Annotated in this window: 14 protein-coding genes and 1 rRNA gene; 12 read left to right on the top strand and 3 right to left on the bottom strand. The window is 44.1% G+C overall.

What is annotated here, in order from left to right:
* The 6 genes from rrf to der form a co-directional block, all read left to right on the top strand.
* Nucleotides 1-100: ribosomal RNA gene (rrf, locus tag KG118_RS15115) — 5S ribosomal RNA — on the top strand; the annotation flags it as partial.
* Nucleotides 101-281: 181 nt separating this feature from the next.
* Nucleotides 282-863 (top strand): DUF177 domain-containing protein, encoded by a 582-nt coding sequence (locus KG118_RS15120; protein ID WP_117712271.1) that lies wholly within the window; start codon nucleotides 282-284, stop codon nucleotides 861-863.
* Nucleotides 864-875: 12 nt separating this feature from the next.
* Nucleotides 876-1061, top strand: coding sequence for a 50S ribosomal protein L32 (gene rpmF, locus KG118_RS15125; protein WP_004288267.1), 186 nt, complete (start codon nucleotides 876-878; stop codon nucleotides 1059-1061).
* A gap of 120 nt (nucleotides 1062-1181) precedes the next feature.
* Nucleotides 1182-2186: a beta-ketoacyl-ACP synthase III gene (locus tag KG118_RS15130; RefSeq protein ID WP_117712269.1), complete on the top strand. Its 1005-nt coding sequence runs from the start codon at nucleotides 1182-1184 to the stop codon at nucleotides 2184-2186.
* An 89-nt stretch (nucleotides 2187-2275) separates the two neighbouring features.
* Complete coding sequence (gene era / locus KG118_RS15135) at nucleotides 2276-3157, top strand: GTPase Era (RefSeq protein ID WP_117712267.1); 882 nt, start codon at nucleotides 2276-2278, stop codon at nucleotides 3155-3157.
* 45 nt (nucleotides 3158-3202) lie between these two features.
* Complete coding sequence (gene der, locus KG118_RS15140; RefSeq protein ID WP_117712265.1) at nucleotides 3203-4516, top strand: ribosome biogenesis GTPase Der; 1314 nt, start codon at nucleotides 3203-3205, stop codon at nucleotides 4514-4516.
* Nucleotides 4517-4636: 120 nt separating this feature from the next.
* Here der and KG118_RS15145 read toward each other — a convergent pair whose 3' ends face one another.
* Both KG118_RS15145 and KG118_RS15150 read right to left on the bottom strand, forming a co-directional pair.
* Nucleotides 4637-5407, bottom strand: coding sequence for an ABC transporter ATP-binding protein (locus KG118_RS15145; protein ID WP_117712263.1), 771 nt, complete (start codon nucleotides 5405-5407; stop codon nucleotides 4637-4639).
* Between the two features lie 63 nt (nucleotides 5408-5470).
* Nucleotides 5471-6214 carry an MlaE family ABC transporter permease gene (locus KG118_RS15150; protein ID WP_117712262.1) on the bottom strand — a complete coding sequence of 248 codons (744 nt, stop codon included), beginning with the start codon at nucleotides 6212-6214 and terminating at the stop codon, nucleotides 5471-5473.
* A gap of 205 nt (nucleotides 6215-6419) precedes the next feature.
* Here KG118_RS15150 and lptB point away from each other — a divergent pair, with 205 nt between their 5' ends.
* From lptB to KG118_RS15175, 5 genes are all read left to right on the top strand, one after another.
* Nucleotides 6420-7178 carry an LPS export ABC transporter ATP-binding protein gene (gene lptB, locus KG118_RS15155; RefSeq protein ID WP_117712260.1) on the top strand — a complete coding sequence of 253 codons (759 nt, stop codon included), beginning with the start codon at nucleotides 6420-6422 and terminating at the stop codon, nucleotides 7176-7178.
* 5 nt (nucleotides 7179-7183) lie between these two features.
* A complete protein-coding gene (locus tag KG118_RS15160) occupies nucleotides 7184-8965 on the top strand; it encodes a tetratricopeptide repeat-containing sensor histidine kinase (RefSeq protein ID WP_117712258.1) in 1782 nt (593 codons plus the stop codon).
* Between the two features lie 81 nt (nucleotides 8966-9046).
* A complete protein-coding gene (locus KG118_RS15165; RefSeq protein WP_117712256.1) occupies nucleotides 9047-9694 on the top strand; it encodes a response regulator in 648 nt (215 codons plus the stop codon).
* Between the two features lie 84 nt (nucleotides 9695-9778).
* On the top strand, nucleotides 9779-10141 hold the full coding sequence (locus KG118_RS15170) for a hypothetical protein (protein WP_117712254.1): 363 nt from the start codon (nucleotides 9779-9781) through the stop codon (nucleotides 10139-10141).
* A gap of 32 nt (nucleotides 10142-10173) precedes the next feature.
* On the top strand, nucleotides 10174-11967 hold the full coding sequence (locus tag KG118_RS15175) for a fasciclin domain-containing protein (protein ID WP_117712252.1): 1794 nt from the start codon (nucleotides 10174-10176) through the stop codon (nucleotides 11965-11967).
* A 95-nt stretch (nucleotides 11968-12062) separates the two neighbouring features.
* Here the strand turns inward: KG118_RS15175 and KG118_RS15180 are convergent, their stop codons facing one another.
* Nucleotides 12063-12311 carry an RNA recognition motif domain-containing protein gene (locus KG118_RS15180; RefSeq protein ID WP_117712251.1) on the bottom strand — a complete coding sequence of 83 codons (249 nt, stop codon included), beginning with the start codon at nucleotides 12309-12311 and terminating at the stop codon, nucleotides 12063-12065.
* A gap of 569 nt (nucleotides 12312-12880) precedes the next feature.
* Here KG118_RS15180 and tig point away from each other — a divergent pair.
* Nucleotides 12881-14236, top strand: coding sequence for a trigger factor (tig, locus tag KG118_RS15185; RefSeq protein ID WP_117712249.1), 1356 nt, complete (start codon nucleotides 12881-12883; stop codon nucleotides 14234-14236).
* Nucleotides 14237-14254: the final 18 nt, after the last annotated feature.

Genomic DNA, 14254 nt, shown 5'->3' on the forward strand with positions numbered 1-14254 from the left:
TAGCACCGGGGTTCCACCTCTTCCCATTCCGAACAGAGAAGTTAAGCCCGGTCACGCCGATGGTACTGCGTAACAGTGGGAGAGTAGGTAGTCGCCGTTTTAGAAGAAGCCTCCGTATCGGATGATACGGGGGCTTTATTCGTTTTAAGAACTTGGTTTCGGCAGGTATTGCCGGACAGAATGGGGTGAAATGAATATAAAAAAGTGAATATTTTACCCTAAATGCTACATAATGAGGATAATTATTTGTATCTTTGTCGCCCGAATAAATAAAAGAAGCTTTGGGAAAGTTTGATAAATACAAAATAGATTTGAAAGGTATGCAGGCAGATTCATGCAAATATGAATTTGTATTGGACAACCTTTTCTTCGCTAATATTGATGGCCCGGAAGTACAGAAGGGCAAAGTCAATGTTGTTTTGGTTGTAAAGAAAACGTCTCGTGCTTTCGAATTGAACTTTCAGACAGACGGAATAGTGTGGGTTCCATGCGACCGCTGTTTGGATGATATGGAACAGCCTGTAAGCTCCACAGATAAGCTACTGGTGAAGTTCGGACATGAATACGCTGAGGAAGGTGATAACCTTATCGTAATCCCCGAGGAAGAAGGGGAAATCAATGTAGCGTGGTTCATGTATGAGTTTATAGCGTTGGCTATCCCGATGAAGCATATACACGCTCCGGGTAAGTGCAACAAAGCGATGAGCAGTAAATTGAGCAAGCATCTGCGTACTACTCCGGATGATGAAATGGACGAAGAAGGTTTTGTACCGGAGGAGAGCAACGAACTTGTAAACGATGATACGGAAACTGCGGTAGACCCGCGTTGGGACGAATTAAAGAAAATATTAGATAACAATTAAAGATTAAAGAAAATGGCACATCCTAAGAGAAGACAGTCAAAAACAAGAACTGCAAAGAGAAGAACTCATGATAAAGCAGTAGCTCCTACATTGGCTATTTGCCCGAATTGCGGTGAATGGCATGTATATCACACTGTATGTGGTGCATGTGGCTACTATCGTGGTAAGCTGGCAGTAGAGAAAGAAGCTGCGGTTTAATTAGCAGTTTGACTAAAACTTATACTTGAATATCGGGCGTCTAAAAAGATTTGTAGCATTCAATGAACAAAACTTTTTAGACTGCCGTTGTTTAAGTGTCCTTATAAGTAAACAAGATTAATGGAAAAAATAAATGCAGTAATTACAGGAGTCGGTGGATATGTACCTGATTATATCTTGACGAACGACGAGATATCGAAAATGGTGGATACCAACGATGAATGGATTATGACCCGTATCGGAGTTAAGGAAAGACATATTCTGAACGAAGAAGGGCTGGGCACATCATATATGGCGCGTAAAGCTGCAAAGCAGTTGATGCAGCGCACCGGTTCCAATCCGGATGATGTTGATCTGGTGATTGTCGCTACTTCTACTCCGGACTATCAATTCCCCTCTATTGCATCTATCTTGTGTGACAAGCTCGGACTGAAAAACGCTTTTGCATTTGATATGTCGGCAGCTTGTTGCGGTTTCCTCTATATGATGGAGACAGCGGCGAACTTTATCCGTTCGGGTAGATACAAGAAAGTGATTATCGTAGGCGCAGACAAAATGTCGTCGATTGTGAACTATACAGACCGTGCCACTTGCCCTATTTTCGGTGACGGTGCAGCGGCCTTTATGTTGGAACCGACTACTGAAGAACTGGGCGTTATGGATGCCATGCTGAGAACGGACGGAAAGGGATTACCTTTCTTGCATCTGAAAGCCGGCGGTTCTGTTTGTCCTCCTTCTTATTTTACGATAGATAATCATATGCATTACCTTTATCAGGAAGGTCGCACGGTATTTAAATACGCAGTGTCCAATATGTCGGATATAAGCGCCGCAATCGCGGAAAAGAATAATCTGACAAAAGATACTATTGACTGGGTGGTTCCTCATCAAGCCAATCTGCGTATTATCGATGCTGTGGCACACCGCCTCGAAGTTCCCCACGAAAAGGTGCTGATAAATATCGAACGCTATGGCAATACAAGCGCCGGTACGCTTCCGCTCTGTATCTGGGACTTTGAAGAGAAGTTGAAAAAAGGTGATAACCTTATATTTACGGCATTCGGCGCAGGATTTACATGGGGGGCCGTTTACGTGAAATGGGGCTATGACGGCAAAAAACAGTAATGTGAACGTTACTGACAAAATATGATAAAAAGACGCATCCTATTTCGATTCGATGCGTTTTTTTGTCTCAATTCAAATACGTGAAGATTATGCATAAAGCAGGTTTTGTCAACATTGTGGGAAATCCCAATGTAGGTAAGTCTACATTGATGAATGCACTGGTAGGTGAGCGTATTTCAATAGCTACCTTCAAGGCGCAAACCACCCGTCACCGGATTATGGGTATATATAATACGGATGATATGCAGATTGTGTTTTCGGATACGCCGGGCGTACTGAAACCTACCTATAAATTGCAGGAGTCTATGCTGAACTTCTCCACTTCGGCACTGACGGATGCGGATGTGTTGCTGTATGTGACGGATGTGGTTGAAACACCTGACAAGCATAATGATTTTGTGGAGAAAGTGAGCCATATGGAAGCGCCGGTACTGTTGCTCGTTAACAAGATTGACTTGAGCAATCAGGAGAAGCTGGTGGAACTGGTGGAGGCATGGAAAGAGCTGTTGCCGAATGCGGAGATTATCCCTATCTCGGCTGCCACCAAGTTTAATGTGGACTACGTGATGAAGCGGATAAAAGAACTGTTGCCCGATTCGCCTCCTTATTTTGATAAGGACCAGTGGACGGACAAGCCTGCCCGTTTCTTTGTAAACGAGATTATCCGCGAAAAGATATTGTTGTACTATGACAAGGAGATACCTTATTCGGTAGAGGTCGTTGTGGAACAGTTTAAGGAAGAAGAAAAGAAGATACATATCAATGCTGTGATATACGTTGAACGTGATTCGCAGAAGGGTATCATTATCGGTAAGCAAGGAAAGGCTTTGAAAAAAGTAGCTACCGAAGCTCGCCGCGATTTGGAGAGGTTCTTCGGGAAGACAATATTCTTGGAGACATTTGTGAAGGTTGATAAGGATTGGCGTAGTTCAGACAAGGAACTGCGTAATTTCGGTTATCAGCTGGACTAATATTCATACGACTGTGACAGTCGCAAAAAAACAAAGAGTGTACCTATGGGAAATTTAGTTGCAATCGTAGGACGCCCCAATGTGGGAAAGTCTACATTATTTAATCGTCTGACCAAAACAAGGCAGGCTATTGTAAACGAAGAGGCGGGGACAACACGCGACCGCCAATATGGAAAATCCGAATGGCTGGGACGTGAATTCTCGGTTGTGGATACCGGTGGCTGGGTAGTGAACTCGGACGATATTTTCGAGGAGGAGATACGCAAGCAGGTATTGATGGCGGTGGATGAAGCGGATGTGATTCTGTTTGTGGTGGATGTGATGAACGGGGTTACTGATTTGGACTTGCAGGTGGCTTCCATCTTGCGCCGTGCCAAGAAACCTGTGTTGCTGGTTGCGAACAAGACCGATAATAATGAATTGCAATATAATGCTCCTGAATTTTACAGTCTGGGCTTGGGAGATCCGTATTGTATTTCTGCCGTGACCGGTAGCGGTACGGGCGATTTGATGGATCTTATCGTTGAGAACTTTAAGAAGGAGTCTGATGAGATTTTGGACGAAGATATTCCTCGCTTTGCGGTGGTGGGTCGCCCGAATGCCGGAAAGTCGTCTATCGTAAATGCTTTTATCGGTGAGGATCGCAATATCGTGACGGAAATAGCCGGGACGACACGTGATTCAATCTATACGCGATACAATAAGTTCGGTTTCGACTTCTATCTGGTGGATACGGCAGGTATTCGCAAGAAAAACAAAGTGAGTGAAGATTTGGAATACTATTCGGTAATCCGTTCTATACGTTCCATCGAGAATTCGGATGTATGTATCTTGATGCTGGACGCTACGCGTGGTATCGAAAGCCAGGACCTGAATATCTTCTCGCTTATCCAGAAAAACTCCAAAGGATTGGTAGTGGTTGTGAACAAGTGGGATTTGGTGGAAGACAAGACTGTGAAAGTGATGAAAACTTTTGAGAATGCCATTCGCACCCGTTTTGCTCCTTTTGTGGACTTTCCGATAATTTTTACTTCGGCACTGACGAAACAGCGTATCTTGAAAGTACTGGAAGAAGCGCGCTCTGTGTACGAGAACCGTATGGTGCGCATACCGACCGCTCGCCTGAATGAAGAGATGCTGCCGCTGATTGAGGCTTATCCGCCTCCTGCCATCAAAGGAAAGTATATCAAGATTAAATATATCACGCAGTTGCCGAATACGCAGGTTCCGTCTTTCGTTTATTTCGCTAATCTGCCGCAATATGTGAAGGAACCGTACAGACGCTTCCTTGAGAACAAGATGCGCGAGAAATGGAATCTGACAGGAACTCCGATAAATATATATATAAGACAGAAATAAGTCTCTTGCAGACGCTCAAAACGTACTTAATGAATTTTTAGGCACGAATTTCATAGATTTCACGGATTTGCTCTATTATTCCGTGAAATCTATGAAATTCGTGCCTAAAAATTATCGCCTTTAGCCTTCGATGTTCTGTATCTCCACTTCTTTTACCTTGCGGAAGAGGTCGGAGGCAAAAATAAAGTTGTTCAGACGCTCGTTGGTGGAGGTAAAGATGTCGTCTTTGCTGCCTTCCCACTCTTTATGGCCTTCATAGATGTAGATGATTTTCTCTCCGATGCCCATTACGGAATTCATGTCGTGGGTATTGATTAGCGTAGTCATGTTATATTCGCGGGTGATGTCCTGTATCAGTTCGTCGATGACGAGAGATGTTTTGGGGTCAAGACCGGAGTTTGGCTCGTCGCAGAACAAGTATTGCGGGTTCAGGGCAATGGCCCGTGCAATGGCTACACGTTTCTGCATACCTCCACTGATTTCACCGGGGAACTTGTCTTTTGCCTCGATAAGGTTTACACGTTCCAGGCAAAACATGGCACGGCGTGTACGGTCGCGCAGGGTGTCCGAACTGAACATATTGAGGGGGAACATCACATTGTCCAGTACCGTCATCGAGTCGAACAAGGCGGCGCTCTGAAATATCATTCCCATTTCGCGGCGCAGGGCTTTCTTCTCTTTCTTGCCCATCGTGAGGAAGTCGCGGTGGTCGTATAGCAATTCTCCCTTTTCGGGGGTCAGCAAGCCTACGATGCACTTCATCAGTACGGTCTTTCCCGAACCGCTTTGCCCGATGATGAGGTTCGTCTTTCCGTTTTCGAATGTGGCATTGATGTCTGTCAGCACCTCTTTTTCTTCAAATGACTTGCAAAGTCCTTTCAGCTCAATCATTAGTATGGAATTATCTATTTTGAATTATCAATTATGAATTTAGCACTCACAAGCGTCATGGTTTTATCCCATTAACAGTTGTGTCAATATGAGGTCGGCAAACAGAATCAGTACGCTGCTGCATACTACCGAGTCCGTAGATGCTTTGCCCACCTCAATGGAACCTCCCTCGACCGTATAGCCGAAGAATGCCGACACGCTGGCAATGATGAAGGCAAAGAACAGCGACTTGATAATGCCGCACCAGATGAACCATTCTACGAACATATATTGCAACCCGTATTCTAAATCGACGGCCGACATGATGCCACCGAACCAGCACGTGCAAAACGCACCTATGATTCCGGCGAATATACTGAACGTTACCATCAGAGGGATTGTTGACACCATTGCCGCTATTTTGGGTAATATCAGGTAGTTGGCGGAGTTGACCCCCATAATTTCAAGAGCGTCTATTTGCTGGGTGACCCGCATCGTTCCAAGCTCGGAAGCGATGTTAGACCCCACTTTGCCTGCCAATATCAGGCACATAATGGAAGATGAGAACTCCAGCAACATGATTTCGCGGGTGACATATCCTACCGTCCAGCGCGGCATGAAGGGACTCTCTATGTTCAGCTTGATTTGTATGGTGATAACAGCTCCGATAAAAAACGATATTAGCAATACGATGCCGATGGAGTTTACTCCAAGCTGCTCTATTTCATTGATGTATTGGCGGAAGAACATACGCATACGTTCCGGGCGTGCAAAAACGCGGCCCATCAGTATCATATATTTCCCGACTGTTCTAAGTGCTTTAATCATGACTCGTAAGTATTTGTCTGCAAATGTACACTATTTCGGCTTATTTTTGCTACATTTGCGCCAGTTTCACCACAGATTACGCCGTATGGCACAGTATTTTTTCATAAAACAGGATGAGAACATTGTAATTTGCGGGAGAAACGGTAAACTTGCAGATTGATATCAATCTGTGTAAATCTGTATAATCCTGTGGTGATATAGCGTTATGGAAGAAGAAAGCAAAATGGTACTCCGGACAGAAGATTTGGTGAAAAAGTACGGTAAACGTACGGTAGTGAGCCATGTTTCTATCAACGTAAAGCAAGGGGAAATCGTTGGATTGCTGGGCCCGAACGGGGCCGGCAAGACTACTTCATTCTATATGACCGTAGGATTGATTACTCCCAATGAAGGACGTATCTTCTTGGATGACTTGGATATTACGAAATATCCCGTGTACAAGCGTGCGCAGACGGGTATCGGCTATCTGGCACAGGAAGCGTCCGTATTCCGCCAGATGAGTGTGGAAGATAATATCGCCGCTGTATTGGAAATGACGGACAAACCGCTGGATTACCGGAAAGACAAACTGGAGAGCCTGATTGCGGAGTTCCGCTTGCAGAAGGTTCGTAAGAATAAGGGCAACCAGTTGTCCGGTGGTGAACGCCGCCGTACGGAGATTGCCCGTTGCCTTGCCATCGACCCGAAATTCATCATGCTGGATGAACCGTTTGCCGGTGTAGACCCTATTGCCGTAGAGGATATCCAACAGATTGTATGGAAACTGAAAGACCGGAATATCGGTATCCTGATTACCGACCACAACGTGCAGGAGACATTAAGCATCACCGACCGCGCTTATCTGTTGTTTGAGGGGAAAATCTTATTCCAAGGTACACCGGAAGAACTTGCCGAGAATAAGATTGTACGTGAAAAGTATTTGAGTAACAGCTTCGTACTTCGTCGTAAGGACTTTATGGTATAGGTAGAATGAAAAGGGTGCTGTTGTTTATAGGAGCGGTATTTCTTTTTGTTTCAGCTATAGGACAGAATACTGCGGAAATTAAGCGTATTCTTGAAGTTACGGATTCGCTTTACTCACTTGGTAAGGTAGATTCCGCACTGGCTGTTTGCCGGGAAGCGGTTCCGCTGGTTCGGCAAGAAAAAAATGCCGGTGTGATTGTTTCATTCTACACTTCGCAGGGAGTATATCTGCGGTCATCCGGTATGCTGCCGGATGCGGTGGAGTCTTATGATACTGCGTTGGAATATGTGGACCGGCTGGATATGGCTTCGGAAGATGACAGGCAGAGCGCCGTGGTGTTGTATAATAACCTTTCGACCCTGCACATGGATATGAAGTCGCTTGATAAGTCCGAAACATATGCGTTGCGGGCGGCCGTATTGGCTGACAAATGCACCGATAAGTCTTTCCGTGCACAGATTTATACAGTAACTTCTTCTGTTTTTATTGTCAGGAAATTGTATGATAAAGCGAAAGAGTATTTGTTGAAGGCGATAGAATTGTCACACGAAGAGGAACTGTTTGACGGGGAACTGAACGCCCTTACCTATTATATGCTGGTTCTGCAGCGAACCGGTAGTCCGCAAAGCGAGATAAACCGCTATGCCGGAAAAGCCGACTCTATCCTTCCTCAGGTAAAGTCGGTGATGACCCTGATAAATTATTATCAAATACTGTTTGTAATCCGGCAGGATGGCAAACAGTATCGGGAAGTTATTGCCATCGCCGATAAACTGCTGAGTTTGGATGGAATTAAAAACTATCCTTTCCTTTTGTACGATATTTATAATAATCTGCATTCGGCGTATAAGAATGTACATGATTATGAAAATGCTTATACGGTCCTAACACAGGCGCAGGAGTTAAACGACTCTCTGTTTCAGAAAGAAAAGGCGAAACAGCTGGAAGAGCTTTCCGTAAAATATGAAAGCAAGGAGAAAGAACTTGAGATACAAAAGTTGAATGAGGAGAAACGGGGGGCACGGCAACGTCTGTTCATTGTTTTAGGCGGTTTGGTATTTGTGTTAGTGCTTTCGGGGTTGTTTTTCGCTTATTTCGTACAGCGGCAGAGGTTGCGTGTAGAGCGTCAGAAGCGGGAGATGGAGGCTCAGCGGCATGAGTTTGAACAGTTGCAGCGTGCCACGGAACAGAAACTGACCCGTAACTATCTGGATAAACTGGAGAATGAACACGCGCGTTTGGCAAAAGAATTGCATGACGGTGTCTGCAACGATTTGTTCTCTATGGAAGTGAACGCCGCTTCGGACCCGGTTGCACCAACGAAGGACTGGATTGCGAATCTGCGGAGGATAAGGGAAAATATCCGCCTTGTTTCCCATGAATTGCTTCCGCCCGTATTCCGGGAAGCTACCATCAATGAAGTAATATCCAACTACTTGGAAAGTCTTTCCACACCGGAATGTCCGATACGTTTTGAGACCCTTCCGGAAGATGTGGAATGGACGGGGTTGCCGGATGCAATGTCATTAAATATTTATCGAATTATTCAGGAGGCGGTAGGCAATTCGCTGAAGCATGCCCGTGCCTCCCGTATCTCGGTTGTGATGGAGTGGAAGTTGCCCAATCTGGAAATCAGGGTGTCTGACAATGGAAACGGGGCTGCAACGGACAGGCCGGGCATAGGAATACAGACGATGAAAGAACGGGTGACCGCTTTAAAGGGGACTTTCACAATGAAATCAACCCGGTCGGGAACTACGATTATTGTACTTATTCCTGTTTTTTGACGCAAAAACTACGGTTTCCCGTAGGGTATATGTCGGCGTGTATGTCTAATTTTGTCAAAGATAATATAAAACAGACTGCAAATGAAGTTCGACATAGTTCTGATAGATGACCATTCTTTAGTGTTGGAAGGGCTGAAAACTCTATTGAGAGATATTGCCGACGTAAACAGTGTTTGTACGGTGACGAACGGCACTGAATTACTGAATCTAATAAAATCACATACATTCCATATATATATTACAGATCTTGAATTACCGGATATTGACGGCTTCGAACTGATACGCAACATAAAAGAGAATGATCCTCAGGCTAAGATTGTGGTTTGTACCATGCACGAGGAGATATGGATTGTGAATAAGCTGAAGCATCCGAATATCAACGCCGTTGTCTTCAAGTCTTCGGGAACCGAGGCTCTGCGTGAAGCGGTACGTGCTGTTATGCTGGATGAAAACTATTATTGCCAGCGTTATCAACAACTATATAAAGAGAAAAGCCGGACGGAGGATGAAACGGAGTTGCCGGATATGCTGCCCACTTCACGCGAGTTGGATGTCCTGAAGGCAATAGCTCAGGGCATGAATACCCATGAAATCTCCCGGCATCTTTTTATTTCTGAAAATACAGTTGAATGGCATCGGAAGAACCTGATGTTGAAATTTGCTGCGCGTAATGCGACCGATTTGGTTATTAAAGCATTAACTAAAGGTTACCTGACGATTCCACTTTAACGCTACATACGGAATAAGCCCTGCCGCTTGTAGGTAGTTTTGAGAAATTTGAATGTAGGGCTGTACTTAAAACCATTAAATATCATGAAGAAAGTTGTTTTCGCATTTGGAATGTTGTGTCTGTTTCTGATGACACAAAGTGCTTGTTCGGGTAAAAGTGCTAAGGCGGAACAGATTACGGAACAGTTGGCCGGAGAAAGTGCTGCTTCGCAAAATGAACTTCTGGATAAAATCCTCGGTCTGATTGAGGATGGTACGGATAAAGTAAAGGATTGTTCCGATCCTAAAAAGGCATTTACTATTATGGCAGAAACCAGTAAGGCCATTGATAAAGCTTGTGAAGATGCCGGTACTTCTTTGCCGGCTTGGAAAAAAACGCTTAGCGATGATGACTTGAAACGGTATGAAGATGCCACAGCTAAATTTCAACAAACGGTGAAAAAATAAATTGCACACGGATTACTAAAAATGAGAATATTATGAAAAAACTTTATTATTATGTAATGAGTTTGGCTTTTCTGTTCGCACTCACTGCTTGTAGCGACGATGATGAGCCTACTCCGGCTCCTCCACCATCCAAAGGGGCGGAAGCTGTGAATAAGATTGTAGAAGTGCTGGAAGAGGAAGCCGAGATCAGCACCTTTGTGGAAATTCTGAAATCGGTTGATGTTGCCAATCTTGAAGAGGATAAATTGACTGTTTTTGCAGTACGCAATGCTACCCAGACACGGGCATCGGGAGAGGTCTTGGATTCTGCATCCATTAAACGCCATATTGCAGTGGGCAGTTATCAGAAAGCGGAACTGAAAGACGGTATGGTACTGAAGAGCATAAACGGTGAAAGTCTCCATGTGTCGCATTCCGGTGACGGAGGAGTGTATATAAATGGAGTACCTATAGAGGGTGATGCCATAGCGGCAGGTAACAGTTATGTGTATATTATTCCGGAAGTCCTGACGGAACAGTTGGAAAAGAGATATACCACTACGATTGAAGTACAGGAGTTGTGGGCTGATAAGGAGAACCCGCTTACACCGCTGGCGGGAGTTACTGTGACGGTGCAAGACGGATCCGGCACTCAGCTGGGCGAGTGGACTACCGGTGCCGAGGGAACTGTCGTGATTAAGCACGATGCGGATTCCATTATGTATCAGATAAAGAAGGAGGGATATTCCGAGGGACATGACGGTTATTTGCTGAAAGGCCTTAATGCAAACGGTGATTATGCCTATGCAGACCTGAATGGTGACGGCAAATATGATGCACTCGATAAGGTGGCATCTTTCCCTTACCCGTACTTCCTGAGCTATAAAGATATGGAAGATACGAAAACGACACAAACGTGCTATATGCTGGCTATAACGCCTGAAACGGATTTGGCAAAAATAGCGACTGAGTGGGATGCGGCAACTGAGGAATATTTTAAGAAGGTTCTTGAACTGGAGTCGGCTTTGGTTACCGGTTCTGGTGGGTTTGCCTATACGGAAGAGGAATTTGTATTCTACTCAAATCCTGTTTGGAATATAGCTTATGATATGTTGGATAAGGGGGCGGAATATGCGAAGCAACTTGCCTCCATGGAAGTGGAAGCACAGGAGCTGCTTACCGACATTAATGTGGATATGGCCATAATCCGTTGTCATCTATATGGATATTACGGACAATTACTTGGCGACAAGGTTAGTTTGCCTGTTGAGCAGTTAATTCAAGACCTTAAGAAAGCGAGAGACGAATATCCTTCTGCCGGTTCACACGCCGTGACCCTTTTGCTGGCAAAGGTGTATGCGGATGAAGAACGTTGGAATGAGGCTTTGGAGTGCTGTGAACGTATAGCGAACAGCGGTGAGTATCAGTTGACTAATCTTGGCTATCCCACAGAAAAAGAAGCAATATGGAGCGGGCATAAATATATGACCGGTGATGGTAGCGAAGTTCGAACTCCCTTACTCCTTTATCGCGAAGTTTATTTGCTTGCTGCTGTAGCTAATTACGGACTGGGTCGTCAGGCTGAGGTCGCCAAATATATCGAATTGCTGAAAGAACTTTTTCAGGAGGATGCTGGGTTTGCTTCTACTCCTGAGAGCTTAGCAGATATGGCACAAAGGCTGTTGCAAGGTCACGGCGGTTGGGTATATCCTTATTATAGGATACTGAATACTCCTATATCATCTGTAAACAACGGCTTTGATGCGTCAAAAAACTATCTTCTTCCTATCCCTCAACAAGTGTTGGATGAAAATCCGAATATAATGCAGAACCCCGGTTATAATTAAGAGACTCTCTCTTATCTTTCTATAAATAAGAAGGAGGATGTGTCAATCTAAATCTCGACACATCCTCCTGTTTTTTCTCCTTTTAATCTATATGATTAGAATTTCGGAGGTCTTGCTTCTTTTACTACCATCTGGCGACCGAAGAATTCAGCGCCATCGAGTTCAGAGATAGCCTTGGCGGCAGCAGCGCTGTCTTCCATTTCTACGAATGCAATGCCTCTGAAACGTCCGGTTGCACGGTCCATGATAAATTTAACAGAAGATACTGTACCGTAATCTTCCATAACCTTCTGCAGGTCATCTTCCTTAACACGGTAGTTAAGGTTTCCAACATAAATGTTCATAATGAAAAATGTAAATAAATAAAAATAAATAAAACTCTCTTTGGAAAGACAGCTGAATAATAAAAAGATAACAACGACAGAGAGTTTACAAATACGTTTTTTCAACGGAAGTAAAAACCATGTAATGGAAATCGAGAAACTAATGTGCCATCATTCCGCGACAAAGGAACACATTAATTTCGGAACCGCAATACTTTTTCTCAATTATTTTTATTTTTCTTGTTTCAAAGCACAAAAGATAATTCTTTGATTTATGCCTTTAAATAATTTATTTACTTGGTAGCTGTCGTACCATAGTAGGGTACGACAGCTACCAAGCTAAGGTACGACGACTACCTAACAGTGGTACGAAAGATACCACCCGGTGGTATTCTCGCTACCCAACAGTGGTATCGGGAATATTGCCCGGAGGTATCTTGTATAAGAATCGGGATGGAAAAGTTTTTGGTGGGTGGGGAGGCAGAGGAAATAATTGCCTGTGTTTTTTGATAATTGAAAGATTAACGCTAATTTTGCACGCTCAAATTGGAGAATGAAATAAAGTATAAATCAAATAAATAATTGTCAGAATGAACGTTTCATTGCAAAACATTGATAAAGTAAGCGCCTTGCTTACTGTAAAGCTTGAGAAAGCAGACTATCAGGAAAAGGTAGACAAATCATTGAAGAACTTCCGTCAGAAAGCTCAAATCCCCGGTTTCCGTAAAGGTATGGTTCCGATGAGCCTGGTAAAGAAGATGTATGGTAAGTCGGTATTGGCTGAAGAGGTTAATAAGCTTCTTTCTGATTCCGTATATAAGTATATTCAAGATAACAAAGTGAATATACTTGGCGAACCTCTGCCTAACGAAGACAAGCAGAAGGAAATCGACTTCGATACAATGGAAGAGTTTGAATTCTTGTTCGACATAGCTTTGGCTCCGGAATTCAAAGCTGAGGTTGCTGCTGATGATAAGGTAGATTACTATACGATTGACGTAACCGAAGAAATGGTTAACAACCAAGTAAAGGCTTACACACAACGTAACGGCAAATACGAAAAGGTAGATGCTTACGCTGACAACGATATGCTGAAAGGTTTGCTCGCCGAATTGGATGCGGAAGGCAATACCAAAGAAGGCGGTATTCAGGTAGAAGGTGCTGTGATGATGCCGGCTTATATGAAGAACGATGAGCAGAAAGCTATCTTCGCTAATGCTAAGGTAAACGACGTGCTCGTATTCAACCCTCATACTGCATGGGACGGTAATGCTGCCGAACTTGCTTCTCTCTTGAAGGTTGACAAGGAAGTTGCCCCTGAAATGAAATCTAACTTCAGCTTCCAGGTAGAGGAAATCACTCGTTTCGTGGAAGGCGAACTGAATCAGGAAATCTTCGACCAGGTGTTTGGCGAAGGTGTTGTCAAGACCGAAGAGGAATTCCGTGCTAAGGTAAAAGAAATCATTGCTAACCAGTTTGTAGCTGACAGCGATTATAAGTTCCTGTTGGATGCTCGCAAGATGTTGATGGAAAAGGTTGGTAAACTGGAATTCCCGGATGCATTGCTTAAGCGTATCATGCGCCTGAACAACCAAGACAAGGACGAAAAGTTCGTAGAAGACAATTACGACAAGAGCATCGAAGAGCTGACTTGGCATCTGATTAAAGAACAGTTGGTGAAAGCTAACGACATCAAAGTTGAACAAGACGACATCCTCAACATGGCAAAAGAATCTACCCGTGCACAGTTTGCACAGTACGGTATGTTGAGCGTGCCCGATGAAATCCTCGACAACTACGCCAAAGAAATGTTGAAGAAGAAAGAAAGCATCGAAGGATTGGTGAACCGCGTTGTTGAAACGAAGTTGGCTTCAGCTCTGAAAACTCAGGTAAAGCTGGAAAACAAGAACATCTCAGCTGAAGAGTTCAATAAAATGTTTGAATAAGATTTTGACGGATAACCG

The sequence above is a fragment of the Bacteroides propionicigenes genome, from assembly GCF_018390535.1.
GTDB lineage: Bacteria > Bacteroidota > Bacteroidia > Bacteroidales > Bacteroidaceae > Bacteroides > Bacteroides propionicigenes.